The following is an 18462-nucleotide window of genomic DNA, read 5'->3' as shown; positions in this document are numbered from 1 at the left end:
GCCTTCCTCCCTGGGGGCGCTGGTTTTTTTATGCCTGAAAAACGCGGGCTAAATGTTGCTGCGCCTGAAACACATCATAGTTGAGTACCAAAGCAGAACGCGCTAGGGTGTGGTGTATTATTAAGCAGTGGAGCACGGTTATGGATCAATATGCGGCTCTCAGAGCCAATGTCGGGTTACTGGGTACCGAGCTGGGTGAAACACTGCGTCAGCATCTGGGTGATGCGGTGTTACAACGGGTGGAGCAAATTCGTCAGTTGTCTAAGGCAGCGCGGCAGGGTGATAATCAGCAGGCGGAACAGCTACGGCAGGTGCTGACGGCACTGTCGGATGATGAGTTACTGCCGGTGGCCCGCGCCTTTGCACAGTTTCTGAATCTGGCCAATCTGGCCGAACAGCAATTTAGTATCAGCGCCGCCGGGCGTAGCAGTATTGAAAAGCCGGAACCGCTCACCGAACTGTTTCAACGCTTACAACAGCAGGCCATCGCTAAAGCCGATATCCGCCAGGCGCTGCATGATTTGTCGATTGAGCTGGTGTTAACCGCACACCCGACCGAGGTCGCGCGCCGCACGCTGATCCACAAGCTTACCGAAATTGCCGGCTGTCTGGCCGCGCTGGAACAGCCGCAAACGCCGTGGCAGCGCCAACAAACCGAGCTCAGACTCACCGAGTTGATTAGCCAGGCCTGGCATACCAATGAGATCCGCGAACAGCGGCCAACGCCGGTAGATGAAGCAAAATCCGGTTTTGCTGTGATTGAAAGCTCACTCTGGCAGGCGGTGCCGGATTTTCTGCGCGAACTGGATACTGATTTACAACGCGCACTGGGCGAGGGGTTACCGCTGGACGCTGCCCCGGTGCGTTTTTCGTCCTGGATGGGCGGCGACCGCGACGGTAATCCCTTCGTTACTGCCAAGGTAACCCGCCAGGTGCTGTTACTAAGCCGCTGGAAAGCAGCAGATTTGTTTATTCAGGATTTAGATCTGCTGTCGACCGAACTGTCGATGAATCAGGCCTCGGCAGAGCTGCAAGCCGCCAGTGAACAGGCATCTGAGCCATATCGCGCAGTAGTAAATAAGTTACGCCAGCAACTGATTTATACCCGCGACTGGTTAACCGAAGCACTAAAACATGACCGGCTGCAGCGCCCGGCCGATCTGATTTGGCATAACCAGCAGCTGCTAGAGCCGTTGCTGCTGTGCTATCAGTCACTGCAGCAAAGCGGCATGACCCGCATTGCTCAGGGCCGGCTCACTGACACGCTGCGTCGCGGCTATGCTTTTGGTTTAACGCTGCTAAAACTGGATATCCGCCAGGATGCCGGCCGCCATGCTCAGGTCTTCTCAGAGTTAACCCGTTATCTGGGGCTGGGCGATTACGCTGCCTGGAGCGAAGCCGACCGTCAGGCCTTTTTACTGCGCGAACTGCCGAATAAAAGACCGCTGTTCCCGAAGCAATGGCAGCCATCGGCTGAAGTACAGGAAGTACTGGATACCTGCGATATCGTAGCCCGCCATGGCAGTGAAGCCTTAAGTACCTATGTGATTTCGATGGCTGGTAAGCCGTCAGATGTGCTGGCGGTGCAACTATTGTTAAAAGAAGCCGGTATCAGCTTCCCGATGCCGGTAGCGCCGTTGTTTGAAACCCTGAGTGATTTGCAAAACGCACCGGACTGTATGCGGCAGCTGCTTAGCATCGACTGGTACCGTGGCTATATTAATGGCCGCCAGGAAGTGATGATTGGTTACTCTGACTCAGCCAAAGATGCCGGCGTGCTGGCCGCAGCCTGGGCACAATATAGCGCACAGGAAGCCCTGGTACAGCTGAGCCGTGATTATGGTGTGAAATTAACGTTGTTCCATGGCCGCGGCGGTACCATTGGTCGTGGCGGTGGCCCGGCGCATGCGGCGATCTTATCGCAGCCGCCGGGTTCGTTAGTCGGCGGTTTGCGGGTGACCGAGCAGGGCGAGATGATCCGTTTTAAATTCGGCTTGCCACAATTAGCGGTACGCAGCCTGGCGCTGTATGCCAGTGCGGTACTGGAAGGGTTGTTATTGCCGCCGCCGGTACCCAAAGCCAGCTGGCGTCAGCTAATGACTACACTGGCCAGCGATTCCTGCGATGCCTATCGTGCGGTAGTGCGGCATAATCCGGAATTTGTGCCTTATTTCCGTGCCGCCACGCCGGAGCAAGAGCTGGGTAAATTGCCACTGGGTAGCCGGCCGGCGAAGCGTAACCCGACCGGTGGCGTCGAGAGTTTAAGGGCTATCCCCTGGATCTTCGCCTGGTCGCAAAATCGTTTAATGCTACCCGCCTGGCTCGGTGCCGGCAGTGCACTGGCCAAAGCGGTTGAGGCTGGTAATAGCGCACTGTTGGATGAAATGCAGCAGCAGTGGCCGTTTTTTGCGACCCGGCTGTCGATGCTGGAAATGGTATTCTTAAAAGCCGATGCTAAGATCGCGGCCTACTATGACAAGGTGCTGGTACCGGCAGCCCTGCAACCGCTGGGCGAACAACTGCGGCAGCAACTGGCAGCCGATCGCCAGTTATTACTGCAGTTAATTCACAGCGATACGCTGATGGCAAAAGAAGGCTGGATCCGTGAGTCGATTATGCTACGCAATACCTATGTCGATCCGCTGCATATCCTGCAGGTCGAGCTGTTAAAGCGCGCCCGCCAGGCGCCGGATGATTTAACCGCACAAAGCAACCGCGCGCTGATGGTCACCATTGCCGGTATCGCCGCCGGCATGCGGAACTCGGGGTAGCGTGCTAAGTAGAGCCAGCAAATAACGCCTGCACACCAGGCCCTAGCGCGCAACTTGTAAACCGCAGCTCGTAATAAATCGTGAAAACCGGCATACTTTTACCGAGTAGGCCGGTTTTGTTTTTGAGGTAAGCTATGGGGTTTTATATGCTGCTGGCGCTGGTGTCGGCAGTAGCGATGGCCAGTAGCGGGGTGATTGCCAGACTAAGTGGCCTGGCCGCCGCTGAGCTGACATTTTATCGTTTGGCGGTGGGCGCACTCTGCCTATTGCTGTTATTACTGGCCAGCGGCCGGCTGGCACTGCTAAAGACCAAACCCGACTGGCGCATTGCGCTAAACGGCGTGCTATTGGCCAGCTTTATGCTGTGCTTTCTTAGTGCCATTCAGTATATCAGCCTGGCTAATGCGATAATGCTGGTGTATCTGGCGCCGCCGCTATCGGCGGTAGTGGCGCACTGGCTGCTGCAGGAAAAGCTGGATTTACCTGATACCGGCCTGATTGCTTTATCTTTTTTAGGTTTTGCCATGCTGCAGCAGTTCCAGTTTCAACTGGTGCTGGATGCCGCACAATTGCCCGGCTTACTGTTTGGCTTGTTATCGCTGTTGGCCTACAGTGGCTTTTTACTGTTAAACCGTCGGCCGCAGCCCGGCCACTCGCAGTTACAACGCACCTTTTATCAGCTGCTGATCGGCGCCTGCTGCGTATTGCCATTTTTAGGCGGTATGGCACCGCCAACCAGCGACAACCTGCTCTGGATTGCGTTGGCCGGTATTTTCCCCGGCTTTCTGGCGATCTACTGCGCCATTGTTGCCTTGCAGCATTTACCAACCCGGGTGTACGCCACCCTCGCTTATCTGGAGCCGGTAACCGTTATTCTGGCCGGCTGGCTGCTATTTGCCGAGCAGTTAAGTCTGTTGCAGGGCGCCGGCGTGCTGCTGATTATGCTAACCGGACTGATGCTGGCACTGCGCCATAAACCGGCCAAAGTGGTGGCGCAGGCACTAACAAAAGTCGAGCAGCAATTCGCGCCGCTGGCAGCAAATACTGAGCCCACTCAAGCCGCCAAGCATCCCAATCCTGAGCAAACCTAAAGCACCTACCAAACAGCCTGAGACACCGCCCAACTCCTGTGGCCCGACTCCGGTATGCTCGCCGTACCGGAGTCGCCATCTGCGATAGTGGGCAAAACACCTTTGGTCAGATATTCAATTAATACTTCAGCGAAATAAACGCCCTGTACCAGAATCTAAACCGCTCCCCCTAATAGCACCCAAACCGACTCCGGTATGCTCGTCGTACCGGAGTCGCAACCTGCGATAGTGGGTTAAAGACCATTGGTGTGATACTGAAGTAATGGCTTGGCGAAGAAAGAGGGCATTAGCCTGCAGGGGAAAGAGCCAAATTTCAGTTTGTTGGGCGAATTAATCTGCCTATAAAGCAAAGGTAGGCTGTACCTATAAGCTGTTGTATGTTTTAAAAAAGCAATGTAGTGTTTCTACATTAAGTTTACAAATACGGAGCAGTCCGTATTTAAATACGGATCTTTCAGTCGAATAAGCGTTGTGTCAGTAAGGAACCATAGTGCGTAAATATTCAACTTGCCCGGAGTGCGGACACTCCAATTTATACGCTAGCAAAGATATTTCGTCTGGTGGGGGCTATGCACCTAATTATCTTCCGGACTTGGGCTCCTTTTTTTCGAGTGCCAAGTTCACCGTAGTTGTGTGCAGAGACTGCGGACTAACGCGGTTCTTTGCTAGCCACAAGGCGCTTGATGCTCTCCCGGGCTCGAAGGAATGGAGTAAGCTATGATGATTAGCTATCAAGACGCTACAAGTTGAGCTTACAATTCGCCGCGGTTGGCGGTTGTGGCGTAGGACATTTACATTGTTCGAGCCGCTGTGCTCGGGCGATACACACCAAGAAGGATCTAACCAATGAAAAAATTTCTAATTTTGAACACGCTGGTACTTTTTTTACTATCTTTTTCAGTATCTAGTTATGCAAGTGACGAACGAGTTATTTATAACAAGCATCAAAGCTATACCGCGGTGATTGAGGACGTAATTGATATCACAGATAACGGTTTTAGAAGTCTAAATTACATCCTGACATGGAATGATAATAAAATTATCGTTCCAGCGAATAACTTACTAGTGCAAAAGAAAAAAGGTGAGATGCTTAAATTTCTAGTGATGTGGCACGAGCTAAAAACAGAAGAGGGTTCTGTAAAAAATCTTGGTTTTACAGCCCTTGAATAAGCCGTCATGCACAAAAATTTTATCGCCTGTAAAAGCGCTGGTCGCGACGGCAAAAGCCGCGCGGCTGTCACCTATGTGCTGTGAGTTAGCGAGCTGAGTATTTAACGGCGGCTTGATATATAAGGGAGTTAGAAATGATCAGGATGTTATTGTGTCTAATAGTATGCATAAATGTTTGTGCGATTTACTACTTTCGAAACTATTCGAGTTCAAGAGAGAAAGCTGCATTCTACAGTGGTATTACAGGGTTGGTTTGCTTACCTTTAGCTGGAATGGGGTTATTACTTAGTGCTACAAACATTCAGGGCGTCCATGGTAATTTAGGTGGATATTCTTTTGTTATTATTATTTTGTTTTTTGCAACCTGCACCTCAGTTTACTCACTAGGGGAGCTATTTTTCAAAAGGATAGCGATAAAGCACGATCAATGAAAATGTCGTTTCCCGGTCTGCAAGGCGTTATATTTCAAGGAGGATTAGTGAAGTATTTAGTTTTGATTTTCTCTTTTCTGGTTATTGGGTGTGCTAATTTAAAAATCATAGGGGAAAGTGACCAAAATACTGAAGTTTATGTTGGCATCAAGAACGGAAACATCATTTATCAAGGTGAAATAACCGAGACTTCAAATAACGTAATTTTCTCATTGTTTAACGATGCTGAATTAAAACCAAGTCGTCTTGTAATAACCAGCAATGGTGGTGAAATAGGCGCTGGGATGGATTTAGGGCGCTGGGTCAAAGATAACAAGTTGGATGTTGAAGTGAAAGGCGCTTGTGCATCGTCTTGTGCAAACTATGTATTCCCAGCTGCTAATACAAAGTACTTAAGAAAAGACTCGATTCTGATATGGCATGGTGGTGCCTGGCAATCAAATTGGAGGATTACAGAAGACAACCGAGAAAGTTTTAACACTTACATAACGTTAATGCGAAAAATGGAAACTCATTTTTATGCAGATATCGGCGTTGATAATCTTCTTACCACTTATGGCCAGTCTAAAGTTAGTTTTTGGGACTACATTCAGAACTTTTTCGGCATAGGAACAGTGGGATATGACTACTCGCTGGCTGATTTGCAGAAATTTGGCGTCGCCAATATTGAACTTTTAGATGAGGAATGGGATTGGAGAAAGTATCGACCTGATAGAGCAAATTTGGTTAAGCGCATTAAGGTTGATGATGATTATAAGTTTGGGCTTAATAGGTTTGAAATCAATTAAATTTTATCGCCAGCACAGTGCACCGTCGGCGCTCGATTCGCAAAAGTTGCTCGTTTTAGTTGCGGGCGCTAGCATTTTAAAGAGATAGCAAAATCCATTATGAACAAGCGATCTATACCAATCATCGTGCTGCTACTCTCCATACCATTCTGGCTCCTTGCCGCCTGGAACTATCCCGGTGGCACCAGCTGGGATGCCACTACCGATGGTTTTAGTTTTACTGCCAATTATGTCTCAGCATTATTTCAGCCGCTGGCTTTAAATGGCATGACTAACACCGCCCGCAGCTTCGCCTTTGTTGCCATGTTGCTGTACGCGACCAGCCTTAGCGTAATGTTCTGGCTTATTTCCGCTTCGTATTCAAAATCCATCGCCAGCAAGACGGTACAGATATTTGGGGTGGGTGCTATGGTCTATGCCTTTATTGCGGTGACAACACCGATGCATAATTTGCTAACTATTATCTCGGCCAGCTTTTTAGCGATCGCCATCGTAGGTATGTTGGTTTTGTTGCAGCGGGCAGCTGAGTATAAACAGGTGTTACTGGGCAGCTTTAACCTGCTGTTGCTGGCCATGCTCTCGGCGACAACTAAAGGTAATGTTTTCGTCGAACTGAGCCCGGCAATAGAGTGGCTGCTTTTTCTAAGCGGCGCTGTGTGGGTGGCGCTGGTCTATATTGGGGTAAGCTCTGTTAAGATAAGCATACCGGAGTAATCTTAACGAGACGCGTGATAATAAAAGCTAAGATATTTTTGGCGCTTGCATTATAAACCTCGCTATAGTCCTGCCTGAAAACCAAACTTGCGCACAATGCCATTGTGCTAAATACTTACCTGGACCCGCACAAGTATTGAGGTATCGGCTATGCGTCAGACAAAACGTCGCCCGGTTAATGTTGGAGAAATGTTAAAAATAGAATTTCTTGAACCAATGGGCATTACATCGAAAACGCTCGCTGAAGCAATGGGCGTGCACAGAAACACGGTAAGCAATTTGCTTAATGGCGGTGTATTAACCGCCCCGATAGCCATAAAGTTAGCTGCGGCATTAGGTAACACACCAGAGTTTTGGCTCAATATTCAACATGCAGTTGACCTTTGGGATACCAGAAATCGTTATCAGGAAGAAGCGAAGTTTGTAAAACCACTGTTCCCGAATGTTGAACATGGTGCACATCTCTAAGCTGATGCTGTCTCCTCGATAAAGTTAACTAACGATTCATTACCTACCATTGCAGATTGCGACTCCGGTACGGCAAGCATACCGGAGTCGTAGCTCGGTTTATGTTGTGGTGGTTGCTTTCGTTCCCAAGGCTGTATTTCTCTCAAGCAGGCTGAGCGTTAACGTTAACCAAAGTTGTTTATCCCACTATCGCAGATGACGACTCCGGTACGCCAAGCATACCGGAGTCGGGGTTTGGTTTAGCGTCCGGGGTAGTTGCTTTATCTCTATGCTGTTAAATGACTAGACTTGATATAACTCCAGCGGCAAACCGTCGGGGTCCTGAAAAAACGTAAAGCGCTTGCCGGTATATTCGTCTACCCGAACTGGCTCGGTGGAAACACCTTGCTGCTGCAGATAATCCAGCCAGGCATCCAAGTCAGTTACCGCAAAAGCCAGATGACGCAGCCCCTGTGCTTCCGGGCGGCTGGGGCGGGGTGGCGCGCCGACAAAGCTAAATAACTCCAGCTGACTGCCATCTGGCAGCTGTAAATCCAGCTTCCACGATTGGCGCGCTGCGCGGTAATGCTCGGCCAGGATTTCCAAGCCGAGTGTTTCGCTATAAAAGCGCTTACTGCGCTGATAATCGCTGCAAATCAGCGCCACATGATGAATGCCTTGCATGGCCGGTGGCCGCATTACAGCACCTTTTTAATTTCAGTTTTCAGGTTATCGTCCTTGGTGCTGGCTTGCAGTGGCCGCAGCAGCGCTTCGGCGTCCGGGCGTTGTTCGTTGGCCAGATAAAGCTGAGCTAAGCGAAACTGTGCCCAATCCTGATATTCCGGTAACAGCTCGCTACTCTCGGCGATAAACTGGCGTAGGGCGCCGATGCCTTGCTCCGTTGCTGTTTTACTAATCACCGCAGCGCGGCCCAGTTGATATAACGCCAGCAGTTTGCTGCGCAGTGCATCCTTATCGGCCGCTTCCTGTTCGCTGGCGCGCTGGAACTGACCTATCGCCGCCGGATAATCGCGTTTGGCTGCCTGAGTTACACCCAGTAAGAAATAGGGTTCGGGTCTTTGCTGTAACTCGGGATTAGCCGCAAGTAAGGCCTCGGCCTGCGCCGGATCCTCACGCAGTAACAGTTCCAGCTGTAATAGCTGACCTTTTAGCGGGTTTACCTCAGTAAGTTGTTTGGCCAGCGCCATGGCTTTCGCTTTATCGCCGCCGGCAACACCCGGTGCCTGAGCATAATACTGCGCCAGTGCCTGCAAATACTTTGGTTCAGTTGGCGCCAGTGTATGGGCTGTTTCATAGGCTTTGACACAGCGTTTGGCATGACCGAGAGCGCTTAACATATTCACCTTTTGGGCGGTATTACAGCTGGCGTTAGCATAGTAGAACTGGTACTCCGGATTAGTGCCGTCAAGCTTAATGGCTCTTTCCAGCCAGTCGGTGGCCGCTTCGGCTTCACCCAAGGCCAGCTCAGTGCGGCCCAGCGCCGCCAGTAAAAAGGCATCTTTGGTTTTCTTCGTCACCTTAGGCGTCAGCAGGTTTTTTGCCTCGGCATAGGCACCTTGCTGCCATAAGGTTTCCAGTTGTTGTTGCAGTGGCAGTTCGGCCTGCAGACTAAAGCAGCTCAGGCTAAGCAATAAGGTAGCAGTAAGGCGCATCGGTTGGGTTCTCTCTGGCAGTGGCGATGGCAGCAGTGTAGCGCAATCGCCACGCCAGAGTTGTAAATTTTTGTAAGGCTCAGGATGAATAGTGTAACACCCAGTTAATAAACATCTCGGTGCCGGTTTTTAGTGCCTTTTCATCGGCATAAAAGTAGGGTGAGTGATTAGCTGGCGCCTTGGCCGGATCCTGGCCCTCCGGGGTGATACCCAAAAATACAAACAGGCCAGGCGTTTCCAGCGCATAGTAGGAGAAATCTTCGGCGCCGGTGACCAGCTGACCTTCCAGCACCTTATCCTGGCCGGCGACTTGCTGCAAAATGGGCAGTGAGCGAGCGGTTAGCTCAGGATCATTGAGTGTTACCGGATAACCTTCTTCAATTTTAACTTCGGCCGTGGCGCCGGTTGCGGCAGCACTGGCTTCGGCAGCTTGCTTTAACAAGCCAAAAATTTGCTGCCGGATACCCATATCAAAGTTGCGGATAGTGCCTTCCAGATAGACTTCATCCGGAATAATATTATTGCGCACCCCGCCTTCAACGATACCAAAACTCAGCACCGCCGGGGCGCGGGTAATATTAATCTGCCGGCTGACAATGGTTTGCACATTATTGATAATCTGCGCTGCCGCGACGATAGGATCAACACCACCCCAGGGCGCTGAGCCATGGGTTTGTTTTCCCTTAACGCGGATTTCAAAGCGATCCGACGAGGCCATTAGCGGCCCTTTGCGATACTGCACCACACCGGTATTGGCCGCTGACCAGACATGAATACCAAAGATCGCCTCAGGTTTATGTTTGGCAAACAGGCCCTGCTTTAACATCAGTGCCGCGCCACCTTCTTCACCGGCTGGCGCGCCTTCTTCTGCCGGCTGGAAAATAAACATCACCTTACCAGTAAGCTGGGCTTTATGCTGTACCAGATATTCGGCGGCGCCCATCAGCATGGCGACATGTAAATCATGGCCGCAGGCATGCATCACGCCCACTTCTTTACCGCGATATTCGCCTTTTGCGGTCGAGCGAAACGGCAGCTCGGTCAGTTCCGTGACCGGCAATGCATCCATATCGGCGCGCAGTGCCAGCAACGGACCCGGTTTACCGCTATCCAAAATGGCCACGACACCGGTATGGGCGATGCCGGTTTGTACCTCTAACCCCAGCTTGCGCAAGTGATCCTCGACCACCCTGGCAGTACGAAACTCGCGGTTACTCAGCTCCGGATGCTGGTGCAGATCGCGTCGCCAACTGATCACCTGTTGCTCCAGCTGCGGACTGATCCGCAGTACTTCGGCGGCATGGCTGTTATTAAGGCTTAACAGGCTACCGGCAAATAAGGCAGCAGCAATAAAGGTCAGTTTCATGGTCAGGCTCCGCGGCAAGGCTAATCGGTCAAGCTAAGCAGAATAGCTAAGCAAAATAGTTAAACTTCACTATGCGCAAACCTGGCTAATAAATCCAGTATCTGCTCAATATCGCCGCGGCTGATATCCAAATGACACACCCAGCGCATCCGTTTGAACTGACTACTGGCGCTAGCGTAGTTACTGGCGGTTAGCTGAACCTGATACTGTGCCAAAAAGTGTTGTAGTTCATCGGCTAGTGTCAGCGGCAGTTCGGTAAACAGGATATTGGTTTGTACCGGCAATACCTTGAGCTGGCCGGCAAAGCGGCCTTGCTGGCTTAATGCCTGTAAGCCTTCCGCCAGCAAGCGGGCATTGGCATGATCCTCGGCCAGCCGCTCGATATTATGCTGCAGCGCATACAGGCCGGCTGCGGTAATCACACCGGTCTGTCGCATGCCGCCGCCCAGCATTTTGCGAATGCGCCGTGCACGCTGAATAAAATCGGCCGAGCCTAACAGCAAAGAGCCAACCGGTGCACCCAGGCCTTTGGATAAACAAATCGAGACCGAGTCATAGCCCTGACAAAGTGCCCGGGCCATCGCCTGCGGGCTAAGCTGATGATTGGGCGCCAGTGCGACTGCCGCATTAAATAGCCGGGCACCATCAATATGGCATTGTAAGTTATTCGCTTTGGCTAAGGCGGCGACCTGTTGCATATAACCGAGTGGCAGCACTTTGCCACCAACGGTATTCTCAATCACAATCAGCCGGGTACGGGCAAAATGTGGGTCGTCAGGTTTAATTGCATCCTGAATATCCTGTAGCGCCAGGGTGCCATCTTGCTGCAGTGCCAGCGGTTGCGGTTGAATCGAGCCCAGCACCGCCATACCGCCACCTTCCCATTTATAGGTGTGCCACTGTTGGCCGACAATGGCTTCATCGCCGCGCTGGCAGTGGCTCATCAGCGCAATCAGATTGGTCTGGGTGCCACTCGGTGCAAATAGCGCTGCGTCAAAACCCAGCATCTTAGCGGCATAGTCTTGCAGGGCTAGCGTTGTGGGGTCATCATTAAAAACATCATCGCCCAGCGCGGCGTGAAACATCGCCTCTTTCATGGCATGGCTGGGGCGGGTTACGGTATCACTGCGAAAATCAGGCATTGGCACGGCTCTCAATCGAACAACACTGGCACTTAAGCTAATTTACTGGCAGGCTAAACACAAGCAGGCTGCGGCCATCAGTAGTAGGCTAACGGCAAAGGTGGAGAAGGAGTAAGATAAGCGTGCATTTTTATCAACCGGCACAGGGTCATGGCCTGGCCCATGATCCGCTAAACAGCATTATTGCCCCGCGGCCGATTGGCTGGATTTCCAGTATCAGCGCCGCGGGGCAGGTTAATCTGGCGCCGTACAGCTTTTTTAATTTGTTTAATTACAGCCCACCGATTATTGGCTTTGCCAGCACCGGCTGGAAAGATTCGGTACAGAATATCCAGCAAAGCGGCGAGTTTTGCTGGAATCTGGTTAGCCGGCCGCTGGCGGCGGCGATGAATCAAACCAGTGCGACAGTACCGGCTGAAGTCAACGAATTTGAACTGGCTGGCCTGACAATGGCCGCGTCGCGTTTAGTCCGGCCGCCGCAGGTCGCAGAAAGCCTGGTGCGCTTTGAATGTAAACTCAGCCAGTTGTTGCCACTCAAGGCCGCCGATGGTCGCGAGTTGCCCACCTGGCTGGTGTTAGGCGAAGTAATAGGGGTGCATATCGCACCGCAACTGCTGGTCAATGGCGTCTTTGATACGCTGGCGGCCGATCCGCTGTTGCGCGGTGGCGGCCCGGGCGAGTACTTTACGCTCAGTGCCAGCCAGAAAATGACCTTGCTCAGACCACAAGTTTAAAGGACAGCAGAATGACATTACGCTATTTGCTTTGTGTACTTGGTTTTGCCGGCAGTGTTGGCGTTTGGGCCAATACCAACCCGCCAGCCGCGCTGCCAGATCTGGCGCAGCTGGTGCCGGCGGCGTTGCAGCAGTTTGATACACCCGGTATGGCCATCGCAGTGGTAAAGGATGGCCAGGTGTTGCATCTGGCGGGCTTTGGTGAGCGCGATCTGGCAACGGGCGCTCTGGTCGATAGCGAGACCTATTTTCGGCTGGCGTCGGTCAGTAAAGCCTTTACTGCCGCTTCAGTGGCGATTCTGGTCGATGAGGGCAAGCTGAGCTGGGATGACAAGGTGGTGCAGTATTTACCGCAGTTTCGGCTGCAGGATCCCTGGGTAACAGCTGAATTTACCATTCGTGATCTGTTAAGTCAGCGCAGCGGCCTGGCCGGGGCTGCCGGCGACAGCATGATTTGGCCTGAGCCCAGTGGTTTTAGCCGCGACGAGGTGGTGCATAATCTGCGTTATCTGACGCCGGTCAGCAGCTTCCGGACACAGTATGCGTACAGCAATGTGCTCTATATTACGGCTGCCGAGCTGGTGGCGAAAGTGGCTGGCGAACCCTGGCAGGATTTTGTCGCCAAACGCATTTTTGCGCCGTTAAATATGCAGTGTTTTGCCGGAGAACAGCCAGCTAACCTCTTAGAAAACGTCGCTCAGCCATATCGCTTTAGCGCCGAAGAAGGCTTTGTCACGATCCCGCGTAATGCCATTGACGGCAAGATGCTGATGTCGGCCGCCGCCGGCGGTATTGTTTGCCGTGCCAGCGATCTGGTGCCCTGGTTGCAGTTCTTGCTGGCGCAGTATCAGGGTAAGACCGCTGCGGGCGCGCCCTTTAGTCAGACGCAGTTGCTGCAAATGTGGGCGCCGCAAACTCTGATGGCGGTGGGCAGTAATGACCGCGAGCTGGATCAGGTTAATTTTGCCGCCTATGGTCTGGGCTGGCGCATGGCTGATATGCATGGCGTTAAAGTGGTGCATCATACCGGCACCTTGTCTGGGTTTCAGGCGCATCTGGTTTTAGTGCCGGAGCAGCAGCTGGGTTTTGTGGTGCTGAACAATGGTTCGAATAGTGGTGCCCGTCAGGCGGTGGTGCAAAGTCTGTTAAAGCATTATCTGGCGCCTGACCAGCAACAGGACTGGGTGGCGTTTTATGCCGCGCAGCAACAGCGGGCGGCGGGTCGGCCGGCCGCGGCACAACCTGTTGGTACCGGCGAGGTACTGCTGGCGCTGCAGGAGTATGCTGGCAACTATATCGACAACTGGTTTGGTGGCATGCTGATTGCTCAGGACGCGCAGGGGTTAAGCCTGCAATCGGCGCGGATGATAAATCTGCAAGGCCGGCTGGAGCCTTTTGCCGATCATAGCTTTATCGTGCGCTGGACTGATCCTAATGTCGCCGGGCCGGCGTTAATCCACTTTCAGTTGAATAACCGCCGTCAGGTCACCGGCTTTACGCTGGAGCCCTATGCGGTCGAGCCGGGTGAGCGGCATAGCTATCGTGATATGCGTTTTCGACGGCAGTAAAACAGGCAATAAAAAGGGCAGCCATCGCTGCCCTCTTATCATTAACGCAATGGCTTAGAAGAAGTTAATTCTAAAATCAACGCCAAATACCCGCGGCTCATTCACAAAGCCGGTCAGGTTACTAAAGTCGATTGCGCCTTTCAGGTTGTCCTGATCGGTGATGTTGCGACCAAATACACCGACTTCGTAGTTGTGCTGATCGTTAACATAGGCGATGCGTAAACCGGCTTCGTAGTTATTATTGCTACGGAACTCAGCCGACTCATACAGGAATAAATTAGTTTTACCCTGCAGCTGGTAATCGGCATACAGATAAATTTCACCACTGGCAACCGGATAGGCATAACGGCTATTCAGCGTCAGGATAGTTTTCGGCGCTTGCGGGAACGGATTGCCATTAATCAGCGCTAAGCCATCAGCCGTTCTTGGGTCCAGCACGGTACACAGACCAGAGCCGCAGGGCGCCACCGTCAGGCTGGCGTCTTTCAGCTCGGTATTGTTATAGCTAAAACCACCGCCAAAGCTCAGGTTTGGCAGCACCCGATAGTCGAAATCGACTTCAAAGCCATAGCCGGTACCCTTGTCGGCATTGATCAACTGGTTACCCTGCGTCTGGCCACCAATCGCGGATAACTGAATATCATCAATGGTATAGTAGAACAGCGCAGCATTTAAGCGCAGCGTATTGTCCAGCAGATCAGACTTGGTACCCACTTCAAACGAAGTGATGGTTTCGGCACCGGCGACTGACGGTGGCGCTTCAAAGGCTACATCACGGCCCTGAATGGTCTGGGCGCGGAAACCTTCGGCCACCCGGCCAAATACGCTGGTGCTGTTGGTTAAGCGGTAGTTAGCACTCAGCTCCCAGCTGATCTGATCATCGCGCACTTTGATCGGGTCATACTGTTGGATTTGCGCCACACCAATCACTAAGGCAAAGCCATCAACGTTTTGCTGGCCAACGGCGAAAGTTTTTTCGTCATCGGTATAGCGTAAACCACCGGTCAGGGTCAGCTTATCGTTAACCTGATAAGACGTCTGGCCGAACAGTGCCCAGCTGGTATTGCCGTGGAACACTTCAGTGGCACCGAAGAAACCATCAATAGTATTGACGCCAAACGAAGAGTCAAAATAGAAGGCGCCGACCTGCCAGCTCAGGGCCCGGCTGGTGTCACTGGCTAAACGAATTTCCTGGGTAACCTGTTTCAGGTCACGCAGCTGATCTTCGGTTACTGCGTTTGGCACGGCAGCAAAACCGGCCTGATCCGGGTTGCCGCCATCGATATCACCGATGCCGCCACCCTTGGCTTTCTCAATCGCTGAGATGCTGGTCAGCGTCATGCCGTCGAGGTGGAAGTCAAACTTCAGTGAGCTACCCCAGGCGTCATAGCTTTGCACATTGTTGCCCGGCGCATCATACGCCACCACATCGCGGTCATAGTTCTGATTCAGCTTATTGCTGCCAGGGCTTAAGATATTTTTGCGGAACATGGTCGAGGTACCATCATAGCTGCGGCTATGTACCCGCAGTAAGGCATCGAACTGTTCATTTTCATATAAAAACTGCAGGCGGCCGGCGCGCTCGTCATAACCACCCATTACATCTTTCTGGCCGGTAAAGCTGTTATCGATCCAGTTGCTGCGATGTTGCGACAGGAACGAGGCCCGTGCCGACAGCGAATCGGTCAGACCGCCGCCGACAGCACCTTCAAAATGTGCAGTACCCAGGGTACCGGCGGTGCTTTTCAGATAAGCATCGAAATCCTGGCGTGGCTTCACGCTATCAAATTTAATAATACCGGCAGTGGTGTTACGGCCGAACAGTGTGCCCTGTGGACCCCGGATCACTTCTACCTGCTGCACGTCAAACAGTGGAAAACTTTTTAGGATCACGTTTTCCATCACCACTTCGTCCATCACGATCGATACTGGTTGTGAGGCGGCCAAATCGAAATCGGTGTTACCTAAACCCCGGATATAAAAACGTGGTGCCGCGCGGCCATTTGAGCTCTCGGCATACAGGCCTGGTACCTTAATCGCCAGTGCTGTAATGTCATCGCCGGCGGCAAAGATGCTGTCAAACTTCTCGCCTGACAGGGTTGCTACCGAAATGGGGACTTCCTGAATGCTTTGACTGCGGCGCTGTGCCGTGATGGTAATGGTTTCCAGTTTCTTCTCGGTCGCGGCCGGGTCTTTGTCACTTTCCTGTGCCTGTAGCACCGGAGAAAAACCCAGGGTTGCACCTAACAGTGCCGCCTGCACCGCTGCAAACACAGCAGATTTGGTAAATGGGGTCATTAATGTTACACCTTAATTGTTGGAAGAGGATGCTGCCTGCATGCCGGACTGGAGTGACCACAGCGGCTGCGGGCGGCGCAAAATTATAGCAGTTTGTCGTGAATTTTGCTGCTTTTAGCCGAAATTTCCCGCACTTTGGCTGGTCCTTTGATCGGCTTTGTTGTATTAACGTAAGCAATTAGAAAAAGGGGTATCGGGTGTTGGGTAAATTTTTTAGCGCTTTGTTGGTCAGCTGTTGTCTGTTGCTAAGTGGCGGAGTGGCCGCCTACAGCACGGGCTGGCAACAAGCAAAGCATTTAAAAGCCGAACTGGTCAGTGAATATCAGCAGGTGATGCCGGGGCAACAGCTGTGGTTAGCGCTGCATTTTATTCCGGACGAACACTGGCATACCTACTGGCAGAATCCCGGTGACTCAGGTCTGGCGACCAGCATTAGCTGGCAACTGCCTGATGGCGTGACGGTGGGGGACATTCAGTGGCCAACGCCGCAGGCGTTTTCGATCCCGCCGCTGATGAATTATGGCTTTGAAGGCCCGACCGTGTTGTTAAGTCAACTGACGGTGCCCGCCGACTTCCGTGGCGATCAGCTCAGCATAAGGGCGCGCGCCGATTGGCTGGTCTGTGAGGAAATCTGTATCCCGGCCGATGCCGAGTTTGCGCTGACCCTGCCGGTCGGCCAGGCCGCGGTGCTCTCGGACAGCGCGACTGCTGTAATAGCCAGCGGTAACAGTAAGCTACCTATCCCGCTGACTGTCAGTGGCAGCTTTGATCTTGCCGGTGGCAGTTTTTCAGCGGCGATCCGCGGCCTGCCTGACGTGGATTTTCAGCAGTTCTTTGTCGCGGCGACGGAACTGGTTGATCATGCCGCTGCGCAGCAGTTGTTGTTCAGCGAGGGTGAGTGGCTGCTGCGTCAGAATTTAAATACCTATTTTACGTCAGCGCCAGAGCACTTTGAGCTTGTTATGGTGAGTAGTAATGGTCAGGGCTACAGCCTAAGCCTGACGCTGGCCGATGGCACGGCAGAGATGCCCGCAACTACCAGCCAGGGACTGTGGTTTGTGCTGTTAATGGCGGCCGCCGGCGGCTTGATCCTAAATCTGATGCCCTGCGTGTTTCCGGTGTTATCGCTCAAGGCACTCAGTATTGCCGCTAACAGCGGTCAGCGTGCTGAGCAGCGCCGCGATGCGCTCTGGTACACGCTAGGGGTGGTGCTCAGTTTTGTCAGTCTGGCGCTGTTGCTACTGGCACTGCGCGCTGCAGGTTCGGCAGTAGGCTGGGGTTTTCAGTTACAAAGCCCGTGGTTGGTGGCCCTGCTGGCGTATTTGTTGTTTGCCCTGGGCTTAAGTTTATCCGGCGTGGTGCAGTTTGGCCTAGGCCTGATGAGTGCCGGTAGCGGTTTAACCCAGAGCAAAGGCGCCAAAGGCAGCTTCTTTACCGGTGTGCTGGCCGTGGTAGTTGCCAGCCCCTGTACTGCGCCCTTTATGGGCGGGGCTTTAGGTTATGCCGTAACCCAGCCGCCGTTACTGGCACTGCTGGTATTTGTTGCTTTAGGGCTGGGGATGGCGCTGCCATTCTTACTGCTGGCCTATTTGCCGGCATTAGCGCAGGCACTGCCCAAACCCGGTGCCTGGATGGATACGCTTAAGCAGCTGCTGGCGTTTCCGTTGTATTTAAGTGCAGTATGGCTGGTTTGGGTATTTGGTCGCCAGGCGGGTATCGATGCGGTTGCTGTGCTGCTTTGCGGTATGGTGGCAATCGCCGCTGCCTGCTGGTTATACGGTAGTTGGCAATTTAGCCGCGCCGGTTGGAGCAGACCGCTGTTGGCGGCGCTGCTACTGTTATTGTCAGTTGCTGTGTTACGTCTGGTGCCAGACAGCACCGCGCCGGTAACGACTGCAACGGACGCACATTGGCAAGCCTGGCGCCCGGATAAACTGGCGCAGCTGAGACAAAGCGGCAAACCAGTATTGGTGAATATGACCGCCGATTGGTGCATTACCTGTCTGGTCAATGAGCGGGTGGCGCTGAACACCGACAGCAGTAAGGCTGCGCTGGCGCTGTATGATGTGACCTATTTAAAAGGCGACTGGACCCGTCGCGACGCTGAGATCACCGCTTATCTACATCAGTACCAGCGTGATGGCGTGCCCTTATATGTGCTGTATTGGCCAGGGCAAACGCCGGAAGTGTTACCGCAGATTTTAACGCCGGATACGCTCCGGCAAACCTTAGAGCGACTCAGTAGTCAGTAAGGTCGCCCGTTTTTAAC

At 52.7% G+C, this 18462-nt stretch carries 15 protein-coding genes; 10 read left to right on the top strand and 5 right to left on the bottom strand.

Translation table 11 applies throughout. The annotated features are described in order from the left end of the window. Positions 1–140 precede the first annotated feature (140 nt). The 7 genes from ppc (at position 141) to H1D31_RS04420 (ending at position 7433) form a co-directional block, all read left to right on the top strand. On the top strand, positions 141–2771 hold the full coding sequence (gene ppc / locus H1D31_RS04445; RefSeq protein ID WP_261256396.1) for a phosphoenolpyruvate carboxylase: 2631 nt from the start codon (positions 141–143) through the stop codon (positions 2769–2771). Between the two features lie 134 nt (positions 2772–2905). Beyond that, positions 2906–3862: a DMT family transporter gene (locus H1D31_RS04440; RefSeq protein ID WP_261256394.1), complete on the top strand. Its 957-nt coding sequence runs from the start codon at positions 2906–2908 to the stop codon at positions 3860–3862. A gap of 490 nt (positions 3863–4352) precedes the next feature. Beyond that, positions 4353–4583: a zinc ribbon domain-containing protein gene (locus tag H1D31_RS17345; protein WP_409976772.1), complete on the top strand. Its 231-nt coding sequence runs from the start codon at positions 4353–4355 to the stop codon at positions 4581–4583. Positions 4584–4708: 125 nt separating this feature from the next. After that, the gene (locus tag H1D31_RS04435) at positions 4709–5032 is read left to right on the top strand and encodes a hypothetical protein (protein ID WP_008609758.1); all 324 of its coding nucleotides are present in this window, start codon (positions 4709–4711) and stop codon (positions 5030–5032) included. 427 nt (positions 5033–5459) lie between these two features. Continuing rightward, positions 5460–6251 (top strand): hypothetical protein, encoded by a 792-nt coding sequence (locus tag H1D31_RS04430; RefSeq protein WP_261256389.1) that lies wholly within the window; start codon positions 5460–5462, stop codon positions 6249–6251. A 99-nt stretch (positions 6252–6350) separates the two neighbouring features. Beyond that, a complete protein-coding gene (locus tag H1D31_RS04425; RefSeq protein ID WP_261256387.1) occupies positions 6351–6965 on the top strand; it encodes a hypothetical protein in 615 nt (204 codons plus the stop codon). A 150-nt stretch (positions 6966–7115) separates the two neighbouring features. Continuing rightward, positions 7116–7433, top strand: a complete 318-nt coding sequence (locus H1D31_RS04420; RefSeq protein ID WP_261256385.1) for a HigA family addiction module antitoxin — start codon at positions 7116–7118, stop codon at positions 7431–7433. Between the two features lie 282 nt (positions 7434–7715). Here the strand turns inward: H1D31_RS04420 and H1D31_RS04415 are convergent, their stop codons facing one another. From H1D31_RS04415 to ltaE, 4 genes are all read right to left on the bottom strand, one after another. Beyond that, positions 7716–8111, bottom strand: coding sequence for a VOC family protein (locus H1D31_RS04415; RefSeq protein WP_261256383.1), 396 nt, complete (start codon positions 8109–8111; stop codon positions 7716–7718). After that, positions 8111–9085, bottom strand: coding sequence for a tetratricopeptide repeat protein (locus H1D31_RS04410; RefSeq protein WP_261256381.1), 975 nt, complete (start codon positions 9083–9085; stop codon positions 8111–8113). The genes H1D31_RS04415 and H1D31_RS04410 overlap by 1 nt, the downstream gene beginning before the upstream one ends. A gap of 79 nt (positions 9086–9164) precedes the next feature. After that, entirely contained in the window at positions 9165–10451 is a 1287-nt protein-coding gene (locus H1D31_RS04405) for an amidohydrolase (RefSeq protein ID WP_261256379.1), read from the bottom strand. 59 nt (positions 10452–10510) lie between these two features. Next, positions 10511–11593 carry a low-specificity L-threonine aldolase gene (ltaE, locus tag H1D31_RS04400; protein WP_261256376.1) on the bottom strand — a complete coding sequence of 361 codons (1083 nt, stop codon included), beginning with the start codon at positions 11591–11593 and terminating at the stop codon, positions 10511–10513. A gap of 122 nt (positions 11594–11715) precedes the next feature. On the opposite strand from ltaE, the gene H1D31_RS04395 reads away from it, so the two are divergent. Both H1D31_RS04395 and H1D31_RS04390 read left to right on the top strand, forming a co-directional pair. Continuing rightward, positions 11716–12327, top strand: a complete 612-nt coding sequence (locus tag H1D31_RS04395) for a flavin reductase family protein (RefSeq protein WP_008950680.1) — start codon at positions 11716–11718, stop codon at positions 12325–12327. Positions 12328–12338: 11 nt separating this feature from the next. After that, positions 12339–13895: a serine hydrolase gene (locus H1D31_RS04390; protein WP_261256373.1), complete on the top strand. Its 1557-nt coding sequence runs from the start codon at positions 12339–12341 to the stop codon at positions 13893–13895. A 54-nt stretch (positions 13896–13949) separates the two neighbouring features. Here the strand turns inward: H1D31_RS04390 and H1D31_RS04385 are convergent, their stop codons facing one another. Continuing rightward, complete coding sequence (locus H1D31_RS04385) at positions 13950–16193, bottom strand: TonB-dependent receptor (protein ID WP_261256371.1); 2244 nt, start codon at positions 16191–16193, stop codon at positions 13950–13952. Between the two features lie 197 nt (positions 16194–16390). Here H1D31_RS04385 and H1D31_RS04380 point away from each other — a divergent pair, with 197 nt between their 5' ends. Beyond that, positions 16391–18445: a protein-disulfide reductase DsbD family protein gene (locus H1D31_RS04380; RefSeq protein WP_261256369.1), complete on the top strand. Its 2055-nt coding sequence runs from the start codon at positions 16391–16393 to the stop codon at positions 18443–18445. Positions 18446–18462: the final 17 nt, after the last annotated feature.

The organism is Alishewanella sp. BS5-314 (assembly GCF_025377695.1).
GTDB classification, from domain to species: Bacteria; Pseudomonadota; Gammaproteobacteria; order Enterobacterales; family Alteromonadaceae; genus Alishewanella; species Alishewanella aestuarii.
This window is presented reverse-complemented; position numbering and strand designations above follow the sequence as displayed.